This is a genomic window from Pandoraea sp. XY-2, from assembly GCF_004193915.1.
Classification (GTDB): domain Bacteria; phylum Pseudomonadota; class Gammaproteobacteria; order Burkholderiales; family Burkholderiaceae; genus Pandoraea; species Pandoraea cepalis.
Genome location: NZ_CP030849.1, coordinates 3,780,760 through 3,805,590, shown reverse-complemented (window position 1 = coordinate 3,805,590; position 24,831 = coordinate 3,780,760). Strand labels below are relative to the sequence as shown.

Annotated in this window: 19 protein-coding genes and 3 pseudogenes; 17 read left to right on the top strand and 5 right to left on the bottom strand. The window is 60.5% G+C overall.

Translation table 11 applies throughout. From position 1 onward, the window contains the following. Positions 1-14: 14 nt before the first annotated feature. From DRB87_RS17140 to DRB87_RS17125, 4 genes are all read right to left on the bottom strand, one after another. On the bottom strand, positions 15-1,514 hold the full coding sequence (locus DRB87_RS17140) for an MmgE/PrpD family protein (RefSeq protein ID WP_130026760.1): 1,500 nt from the start codon (positions 1,512-1,514) through the stop codon (positions 15-17). Between the two features lie 188 nt (positions 1,515-1,702). Beyond that, a complete protein-coding gene (locus tag DRB87_RS17135) occupies positions 1,703-2,440 on the bottom strand; it encodes an extracellular solute-binding protein (RefSeq protein WP_130026759.1) in 738 nt (245 codons plus the stop codon). 76 nt (positions 2,441-2,516) lie between these two features. Continuing rightward, positions 2,517-3,779 carry an MFS transporter gene (locus DRB87_RS17130; protein WP_305037075.1) on the bottom strand — a complete coding sequence of 421 codons (1,263 nt, stop codon included), beginning with the start codon at positions 3,777-3,779 and terminating at the stop codon, positions 2,517-2,519. A 400-nt stretch (positions 3,780-4,179) separates the two neighbouring features. Then, a complete protein-coding gene (locus DRB87_RS17125) occupies positions 4,180-5,199 on the bottom strand; it encodes an IclR family transcriptional regulator (protein ID WP_370363103.1) in 1,020 nt (339 codons plus the stop codon). Positions 5,200-5,308: 109 nt separating this feature from the next. Here DRB87_RS17125 and DRB87_RS17120 point away from each other — a divergent pair, with 109 nt between their 5' ends. The 9 genes from DRB87_RS17120 (at position 5,309) to DRB87_RS17085 (ending at position 15,709) form a co-directional block, all read left to right on the top strand. Continuing rightward, entirely contained in the window at positions 5,309-6,313 is a 1,005-nt protein-coding gene (locus tag DRB87_RS17120; RefSeq protein WP_240756037.1) for a tripartite tricarboxylate transporter substrate binding protein, read from the top strand. After that, positions 6,310-7,101, top strand: coding sequence for an enoyl-CoA hydratase/isomerase family protein (locus DRB87_RS17115; protein WP_130026757.1), 792 nt, complete (start codon positions 6,310-6,312; stop codon positions 7,099-7,101). Before DRB87_RS17120 ends, DRB87_RS17115 begins: the two co-directional genes overlap by 4 nt. A gap of 6 nt (positions 7,102-7,107) precedes the next feature. After that, entirely contained in the window at positions 7,108-9,192 is a 2,085-nt protein-coding gene (locus DRB87_RS17110; protein ID WP_130026756.1) for an acetate--CoA ligase family protein, read from the top strand. Between the two features lie 78 nt (positions 9,193-9,270). Next, positions 9,271-10,470, top strand: coding sequence for a 3-oxoadipyl-CoA thiolase (gene pcaF, locus DRB87_RS17105; RefSeq protein ID WP_130026755.1), 1,200 nt, complete (start codon positions 9,271-9,273; stop codon positions 10,468-10,470). Between the two features lie 96 nt (positions 10,471-10,566). After that, a complete protein-coding gene (locus DRB87_RS17100) occupies positions 10,567-11,907 on the top strand; it encodes an MmgE/PrpD family protein (protein WP_130026754.1) in 1,341 nt (446 codons plus the stop codon). A gap of 175 nt (positions 11,908-12,082) precedes the next feature. Then, complete coding sequence (locus DRB87_RS17095) at positions 12,083-12,511, top strand: tripartite tricarboxylate transporter TctB family protein (protein WP_165385353.1); 429 nt, start codon at positions 12,083-12,085, stop codon at positions 12,509-12,511. Positions 12,512-12,513: 2 nt separating this feature from the next. Next, the gene (locus DRB87_RS17090) at positions 12,514-14,061 is read left to right on the top strand and encodes a tripartite tricarboxylate transporter permease (RefSeq protein WP_174966577.1); all 1,548 of its coding nucleotides are present in this window, start codon (positions 12,514-12,516) and stop codon (positions 14,059-14,061) included. A 38-nt stretch (positions 14,062-14,099) separates the two neighbouring features. Continuing rightward, complete coding sequence (locus DRB87_RS23745) at positions 14,100-14,405, top strand: hypothetical protein (RefSeq protein WP_240756036.1); 306 nt, start codon at positions 14,100-14,102, stop codon at positions 14,403-14,405. Continuing rightward, positions 14,402-15,709 carry a methyl-accepting chemotaxis protein gene (locus DRB87_RS17085; RefSeq protein ID WP_240756035.1) on the top strand — a complete coding sequence of 436 codons (1,308 nt, stop codon included), beginning with the start codon at positions 14,402-14,404 and terminating at the stop codon, positions 15,707-15,709. The genes DRB87_RS23745 and DRB87_RS17085 overlap by 4 nt, the downstream gene beginning before the upstream one ends. Positions 15,710-15,745: 36 nt before the next feature. Here the strand turns inward: DRB87_RS17085 and DRB87_RS17080 are convergent, their stop codons facing one another. Beyond that, the gene (locus DRB87_RS17080) at positions 15,746-16,690 is read right to left on the bottom strand and encodes a LysR family transcriptional regulator (protein ID WP_130026752.1); all 945 of its coding nucleotides are present in this window, start codon (positions 16,688-16,690) and stop codon (positions 15,746-15,748) included. A gap of 246 nt (positions 16,691-16,936) precedes the next feature. On the opposite strand from DRB87_RS17080, the gene DRB87_RS17075 reads away from it, so the two are divergent. The 8 genes and pseudogenes from DRB87_RS17075 to DRB87_RS17040 all read left to right on the top strand — a co-directional run bounded on the left by DRB87_RS17075 (position 16,937) and on the right by DRB87_RS17040 (position 24,831). Then, the gene (locus DRB87_RS17075; protein ID WP_130026751.1) at positions 16,937-18,247 is read left to right on the top strand and encodes a cation:dicarboxylate symporter family transporter; all 1,311 of its coding nucleotides are present in this window, start codon (positions 16,937-16,939) and stop codon (positions 18,245-18,247) included. 20 nt (positions 18,248-18,267) lie between these two features. Further along, positions 18,268-18,828, top strand: a complete 561-nt coding sequence (locus DRB87_RS17070) for a carboxymuconolactone decarboxylase family protein (RefSeq protein ID WP_130026750.1) — start codon at positions 18,268-18,270, stop codon at positions 18,826-18,828. Positions 18,829-18,840: 12 nt separating this feature from the next. Then, complete coding sequence (locus DRB87_RS17065; protein WP_240756034.1) at positions 18,841-19,674, top strand: SDR family NAD(P)-dependent oxidoreductase; 834 nt, start codon at positions 18,841-18,843, stop codon at positions 19,672-19,674. Positions 19,675-19,688: 14 nt separating this feature from the next. Next, positions 19,689-20,491: pseudogene (locus DRB87_RS24335) on the top strand (amidohydrolase). A 24-nt stretch (positions 20,492-20,515) separates the two neighbouring features. Beyond that, a pseudogene (locus DRB87_RS17055) lies at positions 20,516-21,810 on the top strand (MFS transporter). A 6-nt stretch (positions 21,811-21,816) separates the two neighbouring features. Continuing rightward, a pseudogene (locus tag DRB87_RS17050) lies at positions 21,817-22,754 on the top strand (SMP-30/gluconolactonase/LRE family protein). 122 nt (positions 22,755-22,876) lie between these two features. Beyond that, positions 22,877-23,608 carry an extracellular solute-binding protein gene (locus tag DRB87_RS17045; RefSeq protein ID WP_240756032.1) on the top strand — a complete coding sequence of 244 codons (732 nt, stop codon included), beginning with the start codon at positions 22,877-22,879 and terminating at the stop codon, positions 23,606-23,608. Positions 23,609-23,949: 341 nt separating this feature from the next. After that, complete coding sequence (locus DRB87_RS17040; protein ID WP_130026748.1) at positions 23,950-24,831, top strand: alpha/beta fold hydrolase; 882 nt, start codon at positions 23,950-23,952, stop codon at positions 24,829-24,831.

Genomic DNA, 24,831 nt, shown 5'->3' with positions numbered 1-24,831 from the left:
TCGCGGCGTGCGGTTCAGCACGCCGCGATAGCGTCGGTCGTCACGTTCCCGCGCCCGATGATCGCCAACGCAAGTCGACGGCGGGCACTGACGTCGTCAACTGCCCTGCGCCATGGCCGGGTTCGCAGCGTTCGGGGTGAGGCACGCAAGCGAAATCGTCTGAACGAATGTGTCGACGCCGTCAATGGCGTCGAACCGGGCGACAAACGACGCCAGTCGGAGCGCTTCAGACGCCGCGGGCGTGCGCTGGAGTTGATCCACAAACTTCCTTTGCAATTCGTCCCATGACATGGGGGCCTCAGGTTCTCCCGAGCCGAACGCCGCATGTTGAGTAACGACGAGGCCGTCCGTCGTTTCGATCTCCAGTTGAACTTCCCCCATAGACTGGAATCGGAAGCCTGGCGCGCCGCGATTGCCTCCGAGAATTTGAGCGAGATAGTGTCCTGGACCGCTTCAAGCTCGGGGTCGCCCATGGACGACTGTAGCGACTCACGCGATACCTTGCCATGTTTCAACGCCACCGCAAGTACGAATGGCATGCTGCCTTGCGCGGCCACCAGCGTTGATGGCCGCCGTGCATCCGCCTTAAGGACGAAGTCGCCGGCATTAACCACAATTCGCCGAACGTTCTCCAGTGAAAGCGCATGCTGCTTGCGTGCGGCCAGCAGCGCGTCGATTGCGGCATGAAGGCGTCGCAGGCACGCATGTGCCTTGAAGTAAGCCGTCATGATGTGTCGCGTTGTACCCAACGTCGCGCCGAAGTTCGATAGGTCGGCATTCTCGGAAAAGCATCGGAATAACCCATGCGTTCCCTCCAGCACACTGTCGGGGCCAGTGAAGCCGCATTCCGCCATTTCGACACTTCTGAGCCCGGTTGCCGCGGTCCACGCAGGGCAAAGCAACTTGCCCGAAGAGCCGTCACTTAGATATTCGATAAAGCCACCGCTATGCAGGGCCGCGATGGCCATGGCGTGCTTGGTCGTCTCCATATCGAGGTGCTTCAGCTTCGCAATGGCCGCCGCAGCGGCAACGGTTCCAGCAACACCCGTGGTATCGAAGCCCTTCACGGTGTATGAATAAGGATTGATCGCCATACCGATTTCGATATACACGTCGTAGGCAGCAACAATGGCCGCAATGGCTTCCTGGGTGGTGGCGTGTAGTACTTCGCCCACGGCGAGCACGGTGGGAATGATGACGACACCCGGATGTCCCATTGCGCGGCGATGTCCATCGTCAAGGTCCATGACTCTGGAAAAGGCAGCGTTGCAGAAGGCTGCCTTCTCAAGGGTAACTTTCTGGAACCCGAAGATGGTCGCGCCATCAGGCTGGATGCTACTGGCGGCGTGTCGAAGAAATCCGTCCGCTTTACCGCTGAATCGCCCGGCCAGCATATTGCCGAGACAATCGAGAAGGCATTGCTTAGTGCGATCGACTTCGGCTGTCGTCAGGTCCTCGAAGCGTGTCGAGTGCACATGCTGAGCCAAATGACGGATCAGATTTTTGGAATCCATGGTCGTGGGGAGTCCTGCTGCATACGGGATGACGGTTAGATCGTCACCCCGGCGGTGGGCGTCGGCATACGTCCGACAAGTGGGTGATTTCGCGCGATGCTCGCTGGGGCCATGTTTCCGTGTCAACCCAGTGGGGGCCGGGAGCCCCTAAGCGCGGGGCGGCAAATCACATTCGTCCCCGCTGACGCTTACGGAGCGATCTGGCGCGGCGCAATTTCGAGCCCGGCTTTGAGCAACGTATCGGTTGCGGCGTCGGAGCAGAGAAAATCGAGGAAACGCGTGGCAAGGTCCTGACAGCGCGCTTTCGACGACACCGCGCCGGAAACCACGCTCGTGTATTGAACCGCGTCGGGCAACGGCCCCAAGATAGTGATATCTGATACGAGCTTCAATTCACTGATCTGTTGTATTCCGACTTCGACCTCACCGCTCGCGACCGCTTCTCCGACGAATTTCTGCCCCAAGACGAGATGCATCTTGCCGGCAAGTTCCGCCTGAATTCCAAGGCGCTTGAATAGCGTGTTCTCGACATAGCTCCCACTCGCGCCCTCGGAATACCCGATGGAGTGTGCGTTCAGAAGCAGCTGCCGTAATGCCTCCACGCTACTGACATCCACGCTCGGATGTCCCTGACGTACCGCGACACCAATCTTCGACGTCACTACGTCCTGGCGGACGATGGGCGTGAAATAGCCCTCGCGGATCAGATTGTTCATGCCAGTGGTGACCATTAACAGGACATCGACGTGTTCACCATTTCTGATTCGAACCTGGTTGGCCTCGGGAGAGTTACCGGCGGAGGGTCCCCAGGAAGCCGCAACCCGGCATCCGTGATCGGCTTCGAATTGCTTTGCAAGTTCGCGTAAAGGCTGCTTGAGGATTCCGGTTGTCAGAACCTTCAGTTCGTTCTCGAGAGTGTCGCTCATTATTGTGTGATCGCGAAAAGGCGGAAGTTGGCAAGCGACCGAGCAAAGCCCGGTCGAGTTGCCTTGTTCCGTTAGATTAATCTTCCGACCGGGATGCGGAAGGAATCAACTGGGAAAATGAATCATTCGGCGTAATGGCCGCGGCTTTCGATTTCGGTAGCATGAACGTTGCGATGCCGCTGCAAATCGCCGCAAAGATCAGCCAATACGCGGGCGAAGCCTTGTCGCCGGTCGCATGGATCAACCAGGTCGAAATCAACGGAGTGAATCCCCCGAAAATGGCGACGGCCAGGCTGAAAGCAAACGAAAAACCGACTGTTCTGGCCTCCGGCGGCATGATTTCCGTGAGCGTTACCATCGCGGCGCCGTTGTAGGCCGCGTAGAGGAACGCGAACCAGAGTTCCGTCATCAACAGATTGCCGAAACTAACGTTCGAGACCAACCACGACAGCAGCGGGTATGCCGTCACGATGGCCAAACCGGTGGTGGCGAGCAGCAGCGGTCGACGGCCGATTCGATCGGAGAGCGCTCCCATGGCGGGGACACAAAAGAAGCTAAGCAACCCGACGCAGAACGTGGCGAGCAGGCTGTCGGCGGCGCTCAACCCAAGCACACTTCGCCCGAACGTTGGGGTGTAGACAGCGACCAGATAGAACGTCACAGTCGTCATCACCACCAGCATCATCCCAATGACAATCAGTCGGTAGTTCGTGATCAGCGAAGTTGTAATCTCCGCGAACGTCGGTGGACGCTTGCGGGCCAGAAACGCTTCTGTTTCTTCCAGCGAGCGTCGCAGCACAAAGATCAGCGGGACGATCAGACAGCCGATAAAGAAGGGGATGCGCCAAGCCCACGCGTGAATGATCTCGGGCGACAGGAGCGTGTTCAAGAGGTAACCGAGTCCTGCGGCGGCCATCGTCGCGACCTGCAAGCTAGACGCTTGCCAGCCAACATAGAATCCCTTTTGGTCCGGCGGTGCGATCTCGGAAAGGTAGACGGACACGCCGCCGAGTTCCACCCCTGCTGAAAAGCCCTGGATCAACCGTCCGAGCACCACAAGGATCGGCGCAATGATCCCGATACTGGCATAGCTGGGCACGGCGGCGATTGAGATAGTGCCAATCGCCATGATGCCGAGTGTGACGGTCAACCCCTTTCTGCGCCCCACGCGGTCGATGTAACTGCCAAGTACGATGGCGCCGATCGGTCGAACCAGGAATCCCGCGCCAAATGTAGCGAACGTAAGAAGGAGCGACGCGTAGTGATTTTCGCTAGGGAAGAAAGCGGCAGATATGTATCGCGCGTAAAAACCATAGAGAAAGAAATCGAACATCTCCATGAAGTTTCCGCTCGCCACGCGGAGTATTGCCGGAATCCTAGACCGGGTCGTGTTTTTCATGGGAGCCCCTTCAGCGAATCGTGGCAGCACGCATCTGCGCGTGTGCCTTGTCCATGGAGGGGTAAGCACGGACGAATGGGATTGCTCGCCGTGATGATCCGGAATTGGGTGGGTGCATCGTTTGTCTCCGTCATTATTTGAGTCATGTGCTTAGCGCACATGATCATTATTAGTTCGTCTGCGCGGCGGTCTACAAGAGATCAATTCCATACATTGAAATTGACTCGGCAGATCCGGCGTCTGGAAGCGGCGGAGGTAACGGTGTGGGTCTTGGGCGTTCAAGCCGGCTAAAACGGCCGGGAAATATCATTTCCCGATCTCCGGAATGGGGGGGCGTCCTTCATCCGATGTCTCCCGGATGCTCCATTTCCAGTCCTTGGCGCACGTCCCGCATGAGTTTCAACAAATGAAAAGCCAGGCGCTCGATTTCAGGCTGCATTGCATCGCTGGTGGACGTGCTGACGTTGAGCACATAGATGGCGCCAGACAAACGTATTGGACTTGCCACCGCAATGACTTCGGGTTGCCACGAAACCGCGCAGTATCCGTGAGCGGCAATTTGCTCGGCCGCCAAGTCGATCCCCTTGGAAATCGTTGACCAATGTGCTCCGCACTTGCGCTCGAAGAACCCAAGGAGCGCATGACGTTCCGTGTCGGTGAGCGTCGCCAGATACGCGCGCCCGAGCGATGTGAGCTCCATTGGCACGCGTTGGCCCGATACCACCTGGCGCAATGCCACTCTGCGACTGTACCGAATGGACTCGAGATAGACCATCTCGTCACGATCCGGTGCTGCGATGCCCACGTTGATGCGCTGACTTTCCGCTAACGTCCGCATAAAGGGGGCGGCGATCTTCAGTAGCCCAGAGCCGGTCTTCATTGCATGTCCAAGGCTCAGGACGGCGGGCGCCAGTCGGTACGCTCGAGCATGGCGATCGAGTTGCAGGTAGCCGGCACCGGTCAGTGTCTGCGTCAGGCGGGTCACCGTCGCGCGCGACAACCCGGTGCGCTCCGCGAGTTCGCCATTGCCAAGAACTTCCGAACCCGGGCGAAAGGCGCGAAGGATTTCGATACCGCGCTCAAGCGAGCGGTTCGCCGGTGAGCGCCCCGGCTTGCCGGGCTGGAGCGACTTTGCCCCGCTTTGCGAGATCTGACGTGTCATGGATGGCAATCCCTTATCGGAAGAAGCGTCGTCGGCCTCGGATCGACGGATCGATGTGGATGTTGGCGTCAGAAGGCATCCTGGCTCCCGCAATTTTTGGTGCCGCGCGTCACTGTTGCGCTTCTGCGCGCCTGAACGGCATTTTGCCCCAACAGCATCGACACTGCATTGTAATTTCACTCTTTGAAAATCACCCATCGGATTTCGTGGGCTCCGCGGCTAGACTGGCTTTACCCAACTCGGCATGCCTGTGCATGAACCGTGAGGGGCTTTAGGCATAAGACCGAATCGTAGATAGGAGACAAGCATGTTTGCATTGATGCGCAAGGCCCTGATTGGCCTGGGCGCCGTGGTCGTTTCTACCGGCGTCGCTATTCCCTTGGCTCACGCGGCGTACCCGGATCAGCCGGTGCACATCGTCGTACCGTTCTCTCCGGGCGGAGGCACCGATTTGATCTCCAGAGCACTCGGTGTCGGCATGGCAAGCACGCTCGGTCAACCGGTCGTCATCGACAATCGTCCCGGGGCAGGCACCATCATCGGCGCCAATGAGGTTGCGCGCAGCAAGCCGGACGGTTACACGGTCGTGATGCACACGTTCGCGTTCGTTGTGAATCCCAGTCTGCACAAGCAGTTGCCGTATTCGACCGAAAAAGGCTTCGCGCCGATCTCGTTGATTGCCCGTGGACCGACGGTGCTTGTGGTTCCGGTCAACAGTCCGTTCAAATCGGTGAAGGATATCGTTGATGCCGCCAGATCGCATCCGGGCAGCGTGACATTTGCGACGCAAGGTATCGGTACATCGGCAGACATGGCGGGCGAGTTGCTCCAAAACCTCGCCAAAGTTTCGTTGACCCAGGTGCCTTTCAAGGGCGCCGGTCCGGCACTGACGGACCTGCTCGGCGGACACGTGCAAATCATGTTCGGCACTGCGGCCGCAGTATCCGACCTGGTGAAAGCCGGCAAGCTGCGTGCGTTGGCTGTGACGACCCCCAATCCATCGCCTGCATTCCCGGGAATTCCCACGGTTGCCCAAACGGTCCCTGGCTATTCGATCGAGGCCTGGTACGGACTGTTCGCCCCGGCCGGTACGCCGCCCCAGGTCGTTGAAAAGTTGCGCGCCGCGGCGGCGCAAGCCACGCACACGCCCGAGTTTGCCGAGAAAACCAAGCATGAAGGGTTGTCCATTACGGCGAGTACCCCGAGGAGCTCGAGAGTTTCGTACGAGCCGAACAAGCACGTTGGCACAAGGTCATCGTTGAAAACCACATCGAATCCAACTGACGGCGTCGAATCGCCGAGCATCTCATGAACTACGAACTCATTGACTATCAGTGCGACGCTTCGGTCGCCACCATTACGTTCAATCGTCCCGATAAGCGAAACGCGATGAGCGACGAAATGCGAAGCGAGTTCATCGACGCCCTCGAAGCGGTGGCGAACGACAAGGGCATTCGGGCATTGATCCTGACTGGCGCGGGCAAGGGCTTTTGTGCTGGCGGGGACATTGCCGGCATGCAACGTCGCATGAGTGCGCCGTCCGGCGAAGTGGGATTCAACGGCTGGCACCGTCAACAGCGTGTCCATCACGCGCAGACGCTGCTCTACTCGATGCCCAAGCCGACCATTGCAGCCGTCAACGGCGCGGCCGCAGGGTTGGGGGCCGATATTGCACTGGCGTGCGATTTCATTATGGCCAGCGAGTATGCGAGCTTTGCGTGGTCGTACGCGCTTCGTGGAATCATTCCCGACGGCGGTGGGATGTATTTCCTGCCGCGTCGCGTCGGGCCTGCCAAAGCTAAGGAACTGGTGTTTACGGGGCGCAAGGTGTCATCCGACGAGGCGCTTCGGCTCGGCATTGCCGACCGTGTGTCGGGCGCCAACACCTTGCTGGCCGACGCCAAGGCCTGGGCGTCCGAGCTTAGCGCCGCGTCCCCCACCGCGCTTGCCTTGGCCAAGGGGATTCTTAACAAGTCTTATGAGTCTGGCGTGCACGAAATCTTTGCGCAAGGAAGCCAGGCGCAAGGCATTTGCTACACGAGTACCGAACACAGAGAGGCGGTGCAAGCATTTCTCTCTAAAACCGCCACTAAGGAATGACCCACCATGGATGCGATTGATCGCCTGTTGAAGCCGCGCAGCGTTGCCGTCATCGGTGCCTCGGCGGATCCCGCCAAGACGTCTGGCCGCCCGGTCTCTTATTTGCTCAAGCACCGCTTTGCTGGAGATATCTATCCGGTAAACCCCAAGGTCAGCCACATTGGAGACCTGGCGTGCTATCCGACTATTGCCGCGCTTCCCGCCGTCCCGGATGTCGGCATCGTTTTGCTCGGGGCCGAGCGCGCGTTTGAAGCGGTGCGCGACCTGTCGCGTCGCGGTACTGCGGCGGCAATCGTGCTCGCTAGCGGCTATAGGGAGGCGGGAGGAGAGGGGGAGCGTCGGCAGCAGGAGTTGCTGGATGCCGCCGGTGGTATGCGCTTGCTCGGGCCCAACACGATTGGCCTCGTCAACCTGACCGACAGCATCGTGCTATCGGCCACGGGGGCGCTGGAAATGGAACAATTCCCGGTCGGGTCCATTGGCGTTGTGTCCCAAAGCGGCGGGATATTGGGTTCGTTCCTGTCGCGCGCCGCGGCACGGGGCATCGGACTGTCCAAATTGGTCTCCACGAGCAACGAAGCCGATCTGGAGCTTGCCGATTTCATCGATCATCTCGTTGACGACGACGCGACGCGCGTAATTGCGCTGTACGTGGAAACGGTAAGAAATCCGGTCAAATTCCGGATGGCCGCCTTGCGCGCAGCCCACGCCGGCAAACCGATCGTCGCGTTCAAGATTGGCCGTTCCGAGGCAGGTGCAAAGGCGGCCGTGTCGCATACCGGCGCAATGGCCGGTGCCGATCGCATGTATGACGCATTGTTCAAGCAAGTCGGAATAATCAGAGCCAAGAGTTTTGACGACCTCCTCGACGTGTCCGCCGCGTTGGCCGTTGGGCGCCGATTGCAAGGCCGCCGCGTGGCCGTTCTGACCTCGACGGGCGGTGCCGGGACCTTGGTCTCCGACGAACTCGGTGTGGCGGCGTTCGAGACGCCGGCCCCAGACGAACCCACGAGCGAGGCGTTGCGCGCGCTTCAGACCGGCGACCACGCCGTGCTCGATCGCAATCCCATCGACGTGACGTTGGCCGGATTGCGCCCCGATCTGCTGCGGGGGGCCATTCGCACGTTGCTGGAAAGCGCGAGCTACGACGCTCTCATCAGCATCGTCGGGTCGTCGGCGCTGGCGATGCCCGAGCTGGTGGTCGGTGCGATCCAGGATTGCATGCACACGTCCGACAAGCCGGTCTTGGCGTATGTGAGTCCGCACGCGCCGGAGATTCGCGCACTGCTTAACCGCCGAGGTGTTCCCGCGCTCACCACCGCAGAAGGATGCGCGGCAGCGCTTGGCGCAATGTTGCAGCATGCGCAGTGGGTGGGAGCCGACGACGAACCGGCGCTCGAACCCATCGCGCTTGAGGATCTGCCGAAGGGGGCGCTGGACGAATCCCAGGCCAAGGCATTCTTCGCCAAATTTGGGATTACCGGTCCGCGCGAAGTCGTGGTGACCAATGCGGCGGAGGGCGCGGAGGCCGCCGCGCAGATTGGCGGACGTGTCGCACTCAAGCTCTTGGCATCTGAGACTTCGCACAAGAGTGATGTCGGCGGCGTCGCGCTCAACCTGAGTGCGACCGAGGTGGGAGGGCGCCTCGAAACGATGCGCGCCGAAGTGGAACGACGAGCCGGTTTTCGCCCCGAGCGTTTCCTCGTGCAGGAGATGGTGAGTGGTGGTGTCGAATTGATCCTGGGCATGCATCGAGACGCGCTTGGTACGGCGATCCTGCTGGGAGCGGGTGGCACGGGCGCCGAATTGCTTCAAGACACCACCCTTCGGTTGATGCCGCCGCAAGGGGGACTCAGGGAAGAAGACGCCAGCGCCATGCTGCGCGAACTCAAGACCTGGCCGCTGTTGGATGGCTACCGCGGCGCTGAGAAAGCCGACGTCGACATGATGGTCGCGGCAATTGTCGCCTTCTCGCGCATGGTAGCGCAGCTGGGCAAACGGTTGGTTGAGGCTGAGATCAATCCTGTCATCGTATTGCCGGCAGGGCGGGGCGTGCGTGCGGTGGATGGCGTCGCGGTTTTGCAGAGTTGAAGGGGCGGGAGAACGACACTGGCGCGCCCTCGGTGCCCGCTTCAATCCACCCATCCCCATTGAGCGAGAGTCAATCTCATGCAAGCCTACATTTGCGACGCAATTAGAACCCCTTTCGGCCGTTATGGCGGGGCACTTGCCTCAATCCGCGCCGATGACCTTGGTGCGGTCCCGATCAAGGCGTTGATGGAGCGCAATCCCAACGTCGATTGGGGAGCCATAGACGATGTGATTTTCGGATGCGCCAATCAGGCCGGCGAGGACAACCGCAATGTTGCGCGCATGAGCGCACTGCTTGCCGGGCTGCCAGAGCAGACCTCCGCGTCGACGATTAACCGGCTGTGCGGATCGGGGCTGGACGCATTGGGAACTGCGGCGCGAGCGATCAAGGCCGGCGAAGCGGGACTGATGATTGCCGGCGGCGTCGAGAGCATGAGCCGGGCGCCGTTCGTTCTACCAAAAGCCGACACCGCGTTCTCGCGCGCCAACTCGATCGAAGATACGACGATTGGGTGGCGGTTCGTCAATCCCGCGATGCGAGCGCGGTTCGGTGTCGATTCGATGCCGCAGACGGCGGAGAACGTAGCGCGAGAGTTTGGCATTGAGCGTGATGCCCAAGATCGTATGGCCTTGGCGTCACAACGCAAAGCGCTGTCGGCCCGCGCGTCGGGCATTCTGTCCCAGGAGATTACACCGGTCGTTGTCCCGCAGCGCAAGGGGGACTCCGTGGTTGTGGAGCATGACGAGCATCCGCGGGAAACGAGCTTGGAGGCGTTGTCGCGGCTTAAAGGCGTGGTTGCTTCGGATGGAACTGTGACTGCGGGCAATTCGTCAGGGGTGAACGATGGTGCCTGCGCCCTACTGCTCGCAACCGAGCGTGCCGCCGCGATGCATGGACTCACGCCGCTGGCACGTGTCGTGGGAATGGCGACCGCGGGCGTTCCTCCGAGAATCATGGGGATGGGGCCGGCCCCGGCCACGCGAAAGGTACTTGAGGCGACGGGCTTGCGTTTGGACGATCTTGACGTGATCGAGCTCAACGAAGCATTCGCTGCACAAGGTCTGGCGGTCCTGCGTGACTTGGGACTTGCCGACGACGATCCGCGTGTCAATCCGAACGGTGGGGCGATCGCCCTGGGGCATCCGCTGGGCGCGTCCGGCGCACGCCTCGCGACCACCGCGATCAGACAGTTGCATCGAATTCGAGGGCGTTATGCGTTGTGCACCATGTGCATCGGCGTAGGGCAGGGTGTGGCCGTCATCGTCGAACGCGTGTGAAATCCGACCGTTCCATACGCGTGTCGCACGGCCGGCAATGGTTTTGCGCCCCGCGCCGGTTGCGCGAGCGCATCGAGATTAGCAGGAGATGATTGTATGCAGGTGACGGAAACCCTGGCGCGCTATGCCAGCTCACTGGAAACTTCGCCCCCGCCGGAAGCGGTCGTCCATCACGCGAAACGTGCCGTTGTCGATTGGTTTGCATCCGCGTTCGCGGGGTTGGACACGCCGCCGACGCCGATGCTCGCGCAGGTCCTGGCGGATGACCTCGGGCATGGTAGAGCATGTTTGCTGAACGGCGGGAAGGCAACGGCACGTGCTGCCGCATTGATTCACGGCGCCGCAGCGCACGCGGCAGAGGTGGACGACAGCTTCCGGGATGCCATGTATCACCCCGGTGCGGCGACGGTGGCCGCAGCACTGGCCGCCGCTCAACAGTCAGGATGCAGCGGACTGCGCTTTCTGCATGCCGTGATTGCAGGCTACGAGATATCGACGCGCATCGGCGTTGCGCTGGGACGTGCCCATTATCGTTATTGGCATAACAGCGGAACAGTGGGAACCTTCGGCGCAGCGACTGCCGCCGGGGTCGCTCTGTCGCTTGGTGAAGCTGGCCATGGGCATGCACTCGCGACGGCTGCGACCTTTGCAGCCGGACTGCAGCAGGCGTTCCGGACAGACTCTATGTCAAAACCCCTCCATACCGGCCGGGCCGCCGAGGGGGGATATCTTGCAGCGCAGCTCGCCGCTGCTGGTGTTACGGGCGGACGAGACGTGCTGGAAGGGGAGAGTGGTCTTGGGGTGGCAATGAGCGGTCAGGCGGACTGGTCCGACATTGCGCTGACCTTGGGACGCGATTTTCACATCGCTCGACTCACGATCAAAAACCACGTCGGGTGCGGTCACACGTTTGCAGCAGTGGACGCGGCAATCGAACTGCGCCGGAATGCGTCCTTCGCCGTTGATGAGGTTCGCAGCATCGCCATCGAGACGTATCGCCCCGCCGTCGAGATCGCGTGCCACGTCAACCCGCTGACGCCCAATGAAGCCCGCTTCAGCATGCGCTACATGGTCGCATCAGCACTGATCAATGGAAGTGTGCGCCAGCAGGCGTTTTCGCCCGCGCAACTGACAGACCCAACTGTTCGGCGGTTGATGACCTGTACACAAGTAACCGTGAGTCCGGAATTGGACGCCGCGTTTCCGGGCGAGCGTTCAGCACGTGTGGAAGTGACGTTGGAAGGGGGGGAGCGTTTGGTTCATGTACAGCGCCACCGTAGGGGAGATCCCGAGCTACCGCTCAGCGACGAAGAATTGAACGCGAAGTTCATGGAACTGGTGTCGCCTGTCGTTGGCGCGGTGTCGGCCCGCAATTTGCTGGGCCAGTTGTGGGGGCTTGAAGATCGACCCGACGTCGCTGGGATGGGGGGCGCTTAAGCGTCGGGCGAAACGCGTCACGCGTTGTCGGCAACGCGGCCGCAATAGGTTCGGTGACGATTGCGTCAAATACCTGAATTTCGCCGTAGACCCCGATCGAGGGCCTGGTGCCGAATAGTAATACAGAACAGATTGGAGACACCAAATGACTAGACACGCGTGGATAAGGCGGGACTTGTGGGCAGGATTGCTGCTCGTTCTATTGGGGGGCGCGGTACTGTTCGAGAGCAAGAGCTATGGCTTCGGCACGCTTGGTCAGATGGGGCCGGGCTTCTTTCCCGCCACCCTGGGCGTCCTGTTGCTGCTGATCGGAACGCTGATTGCAGCGACGTCGAAAAACACCGAAGTACTGGCGAAGCCGTCTGCCAAGGCATGGCGAGGCGCCGGGCTTGTGTTGTTGTCTGTTTTGGCATTTGTTGGCGTTGCCGCGCACATGGGCTTGCTGCCGGCGACGTTCATCTCCGTTGTGATCGCGGGCTTTGCCGATCAGCGTAACCCCGTGCGCGACGTGTTTTTGATGGCCGCGGTGCTTACCGTATTCTGCTTTGTCGTTTTCAGTTGGGGGCTGCACCTGCAACTTCCGGCGTTTCGCTGGGAGTGGTAATCATGCACCAGACCATCATGGATCTCATGTACGGCTTCAGCGTCGCGTTGCAGCCGACTCATTTAATGTGGGCTGTCGTTGGGGTGCTGTTGGGAAACCTGATCGGCGTGCTGCCTGGAATGGGGCCCATCACCGCGATCTCGATCCTTCTGCCGCTGACTTATTTTATGGCGTCAGTGCCATCGATCATCATGCTCGCCGGGATCTTCTATGGATCTCAGTACGGTGGGGCAATTGGCGCAATCCTGCTGAATCTGCCAAGTCATCCGCCTCACGCGGTCACATGCATCGATGGTTATCCGCTCACGCGTGCAGGTAAGGGCGGCGCCGCCTTGGGTGTCGCCATGCTGTCGTCATTCTTTGCCGCCACCGTTGGCATTCTGGTGATGATATTCCTGTCCCCGCTGCTGGTGAGTGTGGCATTCAAGTTTGGCCCCACCGAGATTGCCGCAATCATGGTGCTCGGACTGATCTCCGGCTCGACCATGTCGCGGGGCTCGCCGCTCAAGGGTATCGCCATGACGCTGTTCGGGCTGCTGTGTGGAACGGTTGGGACTGACCTCATCACAGGCACGTTCCGGTTTACCTTCGGCAGCGCTTCGTTATACGACGGCGTGGAACTTGGCGCGATCTGCATGGGGGTATTCGCTATCGCCGATTTTCTGATGCACGTTAATCGGGAGAAGATTGTCGTGACGCGGGCGAAGGTACGTGCGCGTGACATGCGCCCCTCGCTTGCCGATTTGCGCAAGGCGGTGGCGCCTACGCTTCGTGGCACGCTGGTCGGTGTTCTGTTCGGTGGCATGCCGGGAACGGGGCCGACAATCACGACCTTCATCGCGTACGCGCTGGAACGAAAGATCGCGAAGGATCCAAGTCGGTTCGGCAAGGGCGCCATTGAAGGCGTCGCTAGTCCGGAGGCAGCTTCGCACTCAAAGACACAGGTGGATTTCATCCCCACGATGACACTGGGTATCCCGGGCGACGCCGTTATGGCGCTGATCATGGGAGCCTTGATCCTGAAAGGCATCCAACCCGGACCATTGCTGATTACCGAGCATCGCGACATCTTCTGGGGTTTGATCGCGAGCTTCTGGATCGGCAATGCCATCCTGATGATTTTGAACGTCCCGCTCATTGGGGTGTGGGTCAAGCTGCTGCAGGTCCCCTACCGGATTCTTTATCCTGCCGCAGTCTTTTTCGTTTGCGTCGGCGTGTACAGCATGCGCAATGACTTGTTCGACGTCGCTTCCGTTGCCGCGTTTGGTCTCATTGGCGCGTTGTTCATGGTCCTGGATTTTCCCATCGCGCCCATTGTGTTGGGCTTCGTGCTCGGCCCAATGCTGGAATCGAATGTACGCCGCGCGCTCCTGCTGTCGCATGGAGATCTGGGAGTCTTCGTGAATCGCCCCATCAGCGCGACCGTCCTTGGAATCGGCGCAATCATCGTGTTCTGGCAGGCTGGCTCATATCTCGCGTGGGGTTCCGATTCGTTGTTCATGCGCTTTCGCGTGCGCATGCAGCGACGACTCACGAAGGTGCAGGACTGACCTGCTTCTGTGATTGAAACTCCCTTTCGAGAGAAGACATGAAGTTGTCGTTTTCGCAGAAGTTGTGGCTGCCGCTGATTTTAAGTCTCGCGTGCTTTGCGTGCCTTTCGATATCGGATGCCATTAGTAGTCGGCGAATTCGTCTCGAAGAGAGGCAATCCGGTCTCGTTCACGCGATGGAGCTTGCAAAGTCCGTCATCCAAAGCTACGCGGACCAGGCAGCCACCGAGACGTTGACGATCGATGAAGCCAAGCGCAGCGCGATAGGTGTGATCCGCAAGATGCGTTACGCCGGGGGAAAGGCTATTTCACGATCCTCAACCCGGACGGTGTCCTGCTCATGAGTGCCACGAAACCGGAGGACGAAGGGCGAAACGTCAGTGGCTTCAGAGATCGAAATGGCGAACCATTCAATCAGAACGTGCTGAACCAGATCCACCGGGACGGTAGCGGCTTTACCCGATACGCCTTCGGCAAGCCGGGCGCGACCGGCATTTTTCCGAAGATCTCCTACAACGACGCGTATCGGCCATGGCAATGGATATTGATGACGGGCGTATATGTCGACGACATCAATGCCGCTTTCTACGCGTCGCTCGTGCGGAGCCTGGGTGTATTTGCCGTCATCGGCACGCTTCTGAGCATCGCCGTCGTCGGGGTGAACCGCGGGATATGGCGCTCGCTTGGCGGAGAGCCCAAGTACGCGGCTGAGATCGCCACGCGCATCGCGGAAAACGACTTGGCGTTTGTAGTGCAAGACGAGCGTGCGGGCAGCGGCAGTTTGCTTCACTCGATGAAGCGGATGCGGGACCACCTTGCGGAAACGATTCGCGTCATCAACGTGTCTGCTGAGTCGGTGTCTGTTGCTGCACACGAAATCGCCGGCGGGAATATCGATTTGTCGATCCGAACCGAGGCGCAGGCAGTCTCGCTCAACCAGACTGTCGCCAACATGGCCGAGTTGGCCGGTACGATCAGACATAACGCCGATAACGCCTGCCGCGCCGATATGTTCGCTGCGAATGTGGCCGGTCTGGCTGATGCCGGTGATCAGGCCGTGGCCGCGATGCTCCAGACGATCGGGCGAATCAGCGAAAGCTCGGCGAAGATCTCGGAGATTACGGGAATGATAGAAGCGATTGCGTTTCAAACCAATATTCTTTCGCTCAACGCCGCCGTCGAGTCGGCCCGCGCCGGCGCCCACGGGCGTGGCTTCGCCGTCGTTGCATCTGAAGTGAGAGCATTGGCACAGCGCGCCGCGTGTGCGTCGCGCGACATAAAAGCGCTGATAGAGACTTCGTCAACGCTCGTCGCAGACGGCTCGCGGCAGGCGCACGACGTCGGCACGACAATGGGGCGCGTAAGGCAAGCGATAAACGAGTTGTCCAATATTGTCGGAGAGATCGCCGCCGCCTCGTCGGATCAGGGCAAGCGCATAGAACTGGCCAATCAGGCGTTCATGCAGATGGATGAAAGCACCCAGCAGAACGCCGCTCTCGTCGAAGAGGCCGCCGCGGCGGCACAATCGCTTGAGGAGCAAGCGTCAAACCTGAGGGAAGCCGTGTCCGTATTTCGGCTTTCCGACCCCCAGGACTCGCGACGTTCGCCCCCGGATCGTGCGATGACTTTGGCGTTGGGAGCATTGTGAAGCCCGCCCGCCAGTGGTGACATATGCCGTGTTGATTCACTTCTCAAGGGGAGCGCCCATCCACTGCACCTCCGTACCCCACGGTGCTAGCGCCAAAAAACGCTTCAAGTGTCGCTGAAGCAACTCGATCCAGGCCAGCGCGAAGCGCGACGCAGACGTATCCCTCAGGGTTGTCACGGCAACGCTGGACCGAATGGACGGTCGCTCAATGCGATGCGCAACGAGCTCGCCTGACGCTATTTCCTGCTGAACCGCGATATAGGCAAGTATCGAATACCCCTCGCCAGACTTCACCAACTGCTTGGTAAGGGCAACGCTGTCCACTTCGAGTGCAACTCTGAGCCTCACGCCATGCTGAGCCGCTGCCTGTTCAACCAGAAGGCGGTTGCTGTGGGGCATGCCGGGAAGAATTAGTGGCGTGTTTGCCAGATCTCGAATGTGGTAGCTGCGAGATCCGCCGCCGTCTCCAGGCGGTCCGATAAGCATCATGGGTTCGCTATAGAGAGGCTGGATCTGAAATGCCTCAAGGGGCGGCTGGTTGTAGACCACGGCAAGATCTACACGTCGGTCCATTACCCACTCTTGCAACGAAGTACTCAACCCTTCGCGAACATGCAACGACACATTAGGCCACTGCGTGCGAAATTCGCGCGTCAGTTCTGCGCCGATCAGCGCGCTCATCGTCGGAGGCAGGCCGACTGCCAAGTGACCTCGCTCCTCATCGGCACTTGCCCGTACCTCCTCGGCCGTTTCGTTGAGCAGGTGCGCGATCATCTCTGCGCGCTCAAGTAATCGAGCGCCGGCAGCTGTCATCCGAACCCCACGACCGTGGCGCACGAACAAGGGAACACCAATTTCGGCCTCAAGCTTCGCGATCTGTCGGCTGAGGGCTGGCTGAGCCACATAAAGCTCGGCGGCCGCTCGGCTCAGGCTGCCGGCACGGGCCACCCGAATAAAGCTACGCAGCTCCCTGATTTCCATAGCGTCTAAGGTATTCCTGTATGTTATAGCTTCTTATGATTATACGGTGTTTGTCAGCAGATCTACGTGGAACTATGCTTTTAACAAATACCGAGAATGGCGAGCAGCGTGGTAGTTCACAAAGCTGACGACGCTGTTCCGCAGTGATCCTGGCTTGATGGTCGGATCGCACCTAACGATATGAGAAGTCGGACGGCGTTTGCAGCGATCGCTGCGCGAGAACGTACTGTCGGCTCAGGAGACAACATGAAGCATCTCAAGAAGCTACACATTCAGGTCCTCATTGCGCTTGCGTGCGCGATCGCGCTCGGCCTGGTGGCGCCCGCGTGGGCAATCGCCATGAAACCGATCGGCACTGCCTTTATCGCGCTGCTCAAGATGATGCTGGCGCCGATCATCTTCTGCACCCTCGTCCAGGGGTTGGCCCACGTGCGTGATCTGCGCATGCTTGGACGCATGGGCATCAAATCGCTGATCTACTTCGAAGTGGTGAGCACGATCGCGATGGTGCTCGGCTTTGTGTTGGTCAACGTCTTTCAACCGGGCGTCGGGTTGCACGCGAGCAATCTGGCCGAAGCCGCCGACGCCGCCAAGGTCACTTCCGGTGCGCACAACGTCTCCGCAGTCAGTTACCTGCTTAGCCTGATTCCGCACACGCTGGTCGATGCATTTGCCAAGGGCGATATCGTGCAGGTGCTGATCATCTCGGTGCTGGCCGGCTTGGCTCTGAACCTGTCGGTCGGTGCGGATTCGGTGCTGTTGCGCGGAATTGACGAAGCCACGTCGGTGCTGTTCCGCATGCTCGGCTTCATCATGAAGTTGGCCCCGCTCGGCGCCTTCGGTGCGATGGCCGCAGCGGTGGGCAGCTACGGCGGCGCGACGCTCCTGTACCTCCTCAAGGTCATCATTCTGTATTACGCCGCATCCCTGATCTTCGTCTTCGGCGTCCTTGGCGCGATCAGCACCGGTATTGGTCTGCCGTTTTTAGGCGTGTTGCGCCTGATTCGTGACGAGATCCTGCTGATTTTCGGCACTGCATCTAGTGAAGTGGCCTTCCCGCGACTGATTGAGAAGCTGCGTCGTGCGGGCTGCGACGAGGCAGTGGTCGGCTTCGTCCTGCCGGCGGGCTACAGCTTCAACCTCGACGGCACTTCCATCTACATGGCTATCGCTGTTGGTTTCATTGCGCAGGCCACTGATACGCCGTTTTCTCTCTGGCAGCAGCTCGGCCTGCTGGCGATTCTCAGCCTGACCTCCAAGGGCGGTACCACCGTCGCGGGCGGTGCTTTCGTGAAGCTCGCAGCCACGCTGCAATCGATGCGCACGCTGCCGGTAGCCGGCCTCGGCCTGCTCTTCGGGATTGACCGGATCATGGCTATCGCCACAGCGCTCGTGAATGTGGTCGGCAACACCGTCGCCGTATTCGCCATCGCCCGCTGGGAAGGCGCATTCGATGCCGACGCGTTTGCTCAAGAAACCGGCGGTCGCGTGCGTCCCTCGCTTCTGAAACTGTCTGCTGGCGCGCCGGATTCGGTAGCCGCTGCGCAGGCGAATTGATTCTGCCGGAACTGATCATCATGGAACTTCGTCTTCCCGCCATCGACCCGACGCAACTCTCGCCGGAGCAGCGCATCGTCTACGACGCCATTGCCTCGGGTCCCCGCAAGGGCGTGCGTGGTCCGCTCGCGGTCTGGTTGCATCGACCGCTTCTGGCTGATCGCGCGCAAGCATTGGGGCGCTACTGCCGTTATGACAGCAGCCTGCCGCCGCGACTCTCCGAGCTTGCCATCATGTGCATGGGCCGATATTGGCTTGCCGAATATGAGTGGGCCGCCCATAAGCCGTTCGCGCTGGAAGCCGGGGTTGCGCCCGAGGTGCTTGATGCGTTGCGTGACGGCAAGGCGCCGCAGTTCGTGAATCGGGACGAGGCGCTGATCTACGAATTCATGACGCAGCTTCACGCGCAACGCAGCATCGGAGATGCGTTGTATGCCGCGCTGATCGATGAGATCGGTCAGGACGGCCTGGTGGATCTTGTCGGCATCGCGGGCTACTACACGCTCATCTCCATGACTATCAAGGTCTTCAACGTGCCGGCGCCGGCTGGTGTCGCGCCTGAACTGCCCATTTCTCTGTAACAAGGATCAATCGTGCAATCGAATACTGAGCTGCAAGCCGCGCTTGCTAATGGTCGTCTGCAAGGCAAGGTGGCAATTGTGACTGGCGCCGGATGCGTCGGGCCGGGCTGGGGCAACGGTCGTGCGGTGACCGTGCTGTTTGCAATGGCCGGCGCACGCGTTTTCGCCGTCGACAAGAGTCTCGACGCAATGGAGGAAACCATTCGCCGCGTGCGTGAGGCCGGCGGAGAGGTGACGCCTTACACGTGTGACGTCACCGATTCCGTGGCCGTCAAGGCCATGGTAGCGGCGTGTGTCGAAACCTACGGCAAGGTCGACGTACTCGTCAATAACGTGGGCGGCTCCGCCTCCGGTGGTCCGGTAGATCTGCCTGAAGAGAAGTGGGACGCCCAAGTCGCCTTCAATCTGAAGAGCGTCTTCCTGGCATGTAAGCACGTTATTCCAGAACTCGAACGTGCCGGGGGTGGTGCCATCGTCAATACGGCATCGACGTCCGGCATTCGCTGGACGGGCTCCGCGCAAGTGGCCTACGCCGCTTGCAAGGCTGGCGTGATCCAGCTCTCGAAGGTTGTCGCGGTCGAGTATGCGAAGAAGGGCATTCGTGTGAATACCGTCGTTCCTGGGCAATTGCACACGCCGATGGTGGAAGTCCGTCTGGCCGGTCAGCGTACGGGCGGCGATATCGACAAGCTGCTGGAAGCCCGCCTTGCACGTATTCCGCTGGGCTTCATGGGTGACGGTCGAGATACCGCTTATGCCGCATTGTTCCTTGCCTCCGACGAGGCCCGTTTTGTGACGGGAACCGAACTTGTGGTCGACGGCGGCATGACCGCACGTTGCGATTGAGGTAGCGCAGACGTATGTCGACACATCGCGGCGTCTGGGATTGCCATACCCATATCTACGGACCTTGGAAAGCCTTCCCGCTGCCTGAGGGTGCCGCCTATCTGCCGGCCCTCGCGCCCATGGACGATCTATTGGCCATGCACGACCGCATTGGCGTTTCGCATGGCGTGCTGGTACAAGCGGCTTGTTATGGACGCGATCACAGCGCCTTGCTTGACGGTATCGCCATGACGGGGGGCGGTATCGCGGCGTTGCGCTCGTCGACGATGCCACCACGGACGCCGAACTGCATCGTCTCGACCAAGGGGGCGTGCGCGGCGTTCGTTTCAACTTCATGGGGCACCTGCCTGGCGAGCGCAACTTCGCTCGACTGCGAGAGACCGCGGTGCGTGTGAAGGCATTGAATTGGCACGTTCTGGTTCACGGTCGTCTTGATCAGATCCTTCCTGTGCTCGACGCGTGGTCGGATCTGGATATACCTATCGTCGTAGATCACATGGGGCGGCAGGACGCTACGCTGCCGATCGACGAAGTCGCGATGAAGGCGTTGGAACGACACCTGGAAAACCCAATGCGCTGGGTCAAACTCTCCGGTGTCGACCGATTGATGCAAGGCGCGACACCTCCGTGGGATACCGCCGTGCCGCTCGCGCGTCGCCTTCTCGCGGCGGCGCCCGATCGGGCGATCTGGGGCTCGGATTGGCCGCATCCGAATATTAGGGGGATGTGCCTGACGACGCCGCGCTACTGGCATTCGTTCGCCTGGTGTGCGCCGACGAGGCTTCCGCGCAGGCGGTGCTCTGCGATAACCCGATGAAGTTGTACGCCTGAGAGAATATCGATGTCCACACCGATTGCTCTGAATTCCACGTCGAGAGACAGCGCTGAGCAAAGCGCATGCCGAAAGGCCGCGTGGCGGTTGATCCCGCTGCTGGCGTTTGCTTATTTCATCAACTATCTGGATCGCACCAACGTTGGCTTTGCCGCGTTGACCATGAACCGGGACCTGGGCCTGAGTGCATCGGCCTTCGGACTGGCCGCCGGGATTTTCTACGTCGGATACTGCCTGTTCGAAGTGCCCAGCAACCTGGCGCTTTATCGGTACGGTGCGCGTCGCTGGCTCGCTCGCATCATGATTACTTGGGGCTGTTCGCGGCCGCCACGAGCTTCGCCGTCGGCCCGACAAGTTACGCCTTTATCCGATTGATGGCCGGCATCGGCGAAGCCGGCTTTTTCCCCGGCGTGATCTTCTATCTGACGCTTTGGTTTCCGTCGCAGTTTCGCACACGAATGATGGCCATTTTTCTAGCCGCCATTCCGTTGTCGTCGGTGTTCAGCGGCCCGCTTTCCGTCTCGATGCTGCAACTCGACGGCGTGCTCGGACTACACGGTTGGCAGTGGCTCTTCGTTCTGCAAGGTCTACCCGCGTGCGTGCTTGGCGTGGTGTGTCTGTTCGCGCTTCCCGACGGGCCTGCGCACGCAAAGTGGCTGACCGATGACGAGCAGCGGGCGCTGCAAGACGCATTGGAGCGCGAGCGTTCAACGACGCACGAGCGCGATTTCCGCAAATCGCTCAAGGATTCGCGCGTTTGGTTGCTCGCCGCGATTCTCTTCAGCTACATCATCGGGATTCTGGGGATCGGCGTGTGGATGCCCACGATCCTCAAAACACATCATCTCACCGACATGCAGGTTGGCCTTGCAACTGCCATTCCGTACATTGTCGGCAGCCTGGCAATGCTGGCGTGGGCGCGCGTGCTCGCCAGGAAGCGTCGCTACGTCAAGCATCTCGTGCTGACGTGCGCCGTGGCGGCCATCGGCTTTTTCGCGTCGGTGGCGCCCAGCTCGTTGTTGCCCGCCATGTTCGGCCTGACAGTGGCGATTGTGGGCCTGTCGTCCGTGCGGACCTGCTTCTACAGCATTCCGGCGACCTTCCTCGACAAGCAGGCAGCGGCCGGTGGCGTCGCATTCATCAACGCAGTGGGCAGTCTGGGCGGCCTTGTCGGGCCGGCCATGGTCGGCTGGCTAAAGGACGTAACCGGATCGTTCAATGCCGGCTTGACGGGGATGGGCGGGATGCTCGTTCTCGCGACGCTGCTCTCGGCCTATCTCAAAACACAGGTCAAGGAGGCCTGACACACCATGATCGATACGTGGCAGCCCAACTTGCGTACCCCCGATCCGGCGATTCGGATCCTGGACGAGCGATTCGCGCATTACCGCTTGCCTCACGCGCGCGTCGAGCGTTTGTGGACCGGCGCGCGCTGGGCGGAAGGCCCCGTCTGGTTTGGGGACGCCCGCGCACTGTACTGGACCGATCTGCCCAACGACAGAATCCTGCGGTGGGACGAAGTGACCGAGAGCGTCAGCGCCTATCGCGCCCCATCGACCAAGGCCAACGGGCTGACGCGTGATCGCGAAGGACGCCTGATTGCCTGTGAGCATGGCGAGCGTCGCGTAACGCGCACTGAATACGACGGCAGTATCACGGTGCTCGCCGAACGCTACCAGGGTAAGCGACTGAACTCGCCCAACGATGTGGTCGTCTCGCGTGACGGCGCTGTGTGGTTCACCGATCCGCCTTTCGGTCTGGTAAGCGACTACATGGGGCAAATTGCGGAAGCCGAACTGCCGGGGGCCTCTACCGGTTGGACCCGCAGAGCGGTGAGCTCGCGTGTATGGCGGACGACATTCCGGGCCCCAACGGGCTCGCGTTCTCTCCCGACGAGACGATGCTTTACGTGGTGGCGTCACGCGCGCGTCCGCGAACGATCATGGCGTTTGATGTAGTGGGTGGAGCGGCATTGCGTCATCCGCGCGTGTTGATCGATGCGAAGGACGGAACGCCGGATGGCTTCCGTGTCGATGTTGACGGCAACCTCTGGTGTGGGTGGGGGACAGGCAGTGCCGAACTCGATGGGGTGCGGGTATTCGCGCCTGACGGATCGCCGATCGGTCACATCGACTTGCCTGAGCGTTGTGCCAACTTGTGCTTTGGTGGCCGACATCGCAATCGTCTCTTCATGGCGGCGACGTCGTCGCTATATTCCCTGTTCATCAACACACGCGGAATGACCTGATTTCTAGCAGACTCGCCGACCACCGATAAATAGAAAAGAGATACGTAGGAGACAACTTGATGATTCGTCGTCCATTCGCTCGCGCGGCTATTGCCTCTGGCATTTGTGGGTTTGCCATGTGTATGGCATCAGTGGCTGCTCAGGCTGCGGAAGTCCATGTGCTCGCCACCGGCGCGTTGCGAGCTGCCTTTGCACAGGTCGTACCGGCGTTCGAACGTGAGACTGGCAATCACGTCGATATCGAGTGGGGGCCCTCGTACGGCACGTCAGCCGATGCACTGCCGACGCGGATTCGCGCCGGCGAGCCCATGGATGTCTGTTTCATGATCGGCGCAGCGCTTACCGATCACGTCAAGCAAGGATACTTCGACCCCGCGTCGCGAGTGGATCTGATGAGTAGCGGCATTGGTGTTGCCGTTGCCCCCGGTGTGGCGAAGCCGAGCGTGGTCACCGTCGACGATCTGCGCAAGACGTTGTTGGCGGCGAAGTCGGTGGCGTTCTCGGAAGGTGCGAGCGGTACCTACATCACGCAAACGTTGTTCGAGAGACTTGGAGTGGCACAGCAGATGAAATCGAAGAGCGTGCTTATCCGCGGCAAGGAACTCGTCGGCACGGCACTGGCCCGCGGCGACGCGGAGCTGGGTCTGCAGCAAATCAGCGAGTTGCGCGCTATCTCCGGCATTCAGTACGTAGGGCCGCTGCCTGCGCAAGTGCAGAAGGCCAGCGTGATTGCTGCGGCCATTGGCGTGCACGCTGGAGAACGCGCAGCGGGTCAGGCGTTCATCGACTATCTGCGAACGCCCGAAGCGCGTGCCCTGATGGCGCGCAGTGGGCTGGACCCGATCGCGAAGTAGGCGGCTCCCCCACGCATTCTCGGCGTTGCCGGTCAGCCGGACACGCTTCGCTGGCTGTTGCCCACGTTGCTCGAAGCAACGGCGGGATCGGGTGATTCAACGGCCATCGAGACGACGCATGCGCAACATTCAACTGTGCGATCGCTGATCGCCTGGGGGGCGCCCATTCGGACGTGGGTCACTCGCCCGTTCACTACGTCAAAGTATGGCCCCGGCTGTTGAGCCTGCGCCGCGGGTCGCACACGGTGTTTCTATTGTCGCTTCGGGCAATTGGGCCGGAGCGCCAGGCCACCCATCGTTATTCATTCTGACTGCCAGACCATTCACTGAGGATTTGGAAAATGAACTGCATCCGTAACATCTCTGCTGCCGTCGTTGCCTTGGGCGTGAGCTTTGGGGCGCTTGCCGCTAACGTGGAACACACCCTCGTCAAGCATGACAACGTGCAGATTGACGTCATGCGCCAGGGTAAGGGTCCGTTGATCGTGATGTTGCCATCGCTTGGCCGCTCGGCACGCGACTACGACGATGTTGCGGCACGACTCGTTGCAGACGGTTTCCGCGTAGTCCGTCCTGAGCCGCGCGGAATTGGGCGAAGCGTGGGCCCGATGGAATCTCTGAACATGCACGACTTTGCGCGTGACGTCGCTGCCGTGATCGAGAACGAGCATGCGGGTCCAGCTGTCGTCGTTGGGCACGCATGGGGCAACTTCCCGGCTCGCCAGGTGGCGACGGATCGCCCGGATTTGGTTCGCGGTGTCGTACTCGTCGCAGCATCCGCCGGCAAGGTTCCGCCGGGTTCGACCGAGAAGCCGATTGGTCCGGAAATGCGCAAGGCGATTGACGGTGCGGGAGACCTTCGGCTATCGCGTGCCCAGCGCCTGATTTACCTGAAGGAAGCATTTTTTGCGCCGGGGAATGACCCGACCGTTTGGCTGGACGGTTGGCATCACGATACCCACGAGGCTGAATCGCACGCGCGAAAGGTCACGCCGGTGGATGACTACTTTGCGGCCGGCAGTGCACCGATTCTCGATTTGCAGGGAGAGAGCGATCCTGTGGCTCCCCGTCGTTTCTCCATGGTGCTCAAGTCCATGTTGGGGGATCGAGTAACCGTGGTGGTCGTGCCGAATGCCGGTCATGCGTTTGCGCCGGAGCAACCGAAGGCGATGGCCGATGAAATTGTGAAGTTTGCGCGTCGCGTCTCTTGGACGAAGCAGTAA

What these genes read in the sequence shown, in the direction of transcription:
- DRB87_RS17140 (WP_130026760.1), bottom strand. Translation starts at nt 1,514, where the DNA reads ATGGATTCCAAAAATCTGATCCGTCATTTGGCTCAGCATGTGCACTCG.
- DRB87_RS17135 (WP_130026759.1), bottom strand. Translation starts at nt 2,440, where the DNA reads ATGAGCGACACTCTCGAGAACGAACTGAAGGTTCTGACAACCGGAATC.
- DRB87_RS17130 (WP_305037075.1), bottom strand. Translation starts at nt 3,779, where the DNA reads ATGGAGATGTTCGATTTCTTTCTCTATGGTTTTTACGCGCGATACATA.
- DRB87_RS17125 (WP_370363103.1), bottom strand. Translation starts at nt 5,199, where the DNA reads ATGGGTGATTTTCAAAGAGTGAAATTACAATGCAGTGTCGATGCTGTT.
- DRB87_RS17120 (WP_240756037.1), top strand. Translation starts at nt 5,309, where the DNA reads ATGTTTGCATTGATGCGCAAGGCCCTGATTGGCCTGGGCGCCGTGGTC.
- DRB87_RS17115 (WP_130026757.1), top strand. Translation starts at nt 6,310, where the DNA reads ATGAACTACGAACTCATTGACTATCAGTGCGACGCTTCGGTCGCCACC.
- DRB87_RS17110 (WP_130026756.1), top strand. Translation starts at nt 7,108, where the DNA reads ATGGATGCGATTGATCGCCTGTTGAAGCCGCGCAGCGTTGCCGTCATC.
- pcaF (WP_130026755.1), top strand. Translation starts at nt 9,271, where the DNA reads ATGCAAGCCTACATTTGCGACGCAATTAGAACCCCTTTCGGCCGTTAT.
- DRB87_RS17100 (WP_130026754.1), top strand. Translation starts at nt 10,567, where the DNA reads ATGCAGGTGACGGAAACCCTGGCGCGCTATGCCAGCTCACTGGAAACT.
- DRB87_RS17090 (WP_174966577.1), top strand. Translation starts at nt 12,514, where the DNA reads ATGCACCAGACCATCATGGATCTCATGTACGGCTTCAGCGTCGCGTTG.
- DRB87_RS23745 (WP_240756036.1), top strand. Translation starts at nt 14,100, where the DNA reads ATGAAGTTGTCGTTTTCGCAGAAGTTGTGGCTGCCGCTGATTTTAAGT.
- DRB87_RS17085 (WP_240756035.1), top strand. Translation starts at nt 14,402, where the DNA reads ATGAGTGCCACGAAACCGGAGGACGAAGGGCGAAACGTCAGTGGCTTC.
- DRB87_RS17080 (WP_130026752.1), bottom strand. Translation starts at nt 16,690, where the DNA reads ATGGAAATCAGGGAGCTGCGTAGCTTTATTCGGGTGGCCCGTGCCGGC.
- DRB87_RS17075 (WP_130026751.1), top strand. Translation starts at nt 16,937, where the DNA reads ATGAAGCATCTCAAGAAGCTACACATTCAGGTCCTCATTGCGCTTGCG.
- DRB87_RS17070 (WP_130026750.1), top strand. Translation starts at nt 18,268, where the DNA reads ATGGAACTTCGTCTTCCCGCCATCGACCCGACGCAACTCTCGCCGGAG.
- DRB87_RS17045 (WP_240756032.1), top strand. Translation starts at nt 22,877, where the DNA reads ATGGCATCAGTGGCTGCTCAGGCTGCGGAAGTCCATGTGCTCGCCACC.
- DRB87_RS17040 (WP_130026748.1), top strand. Translation starts at nt 23,950, where the DNA reads ATGAACTGCATCCGTAACATCTCTGCTGCCGTCGTTGCCTTGGGCGTG.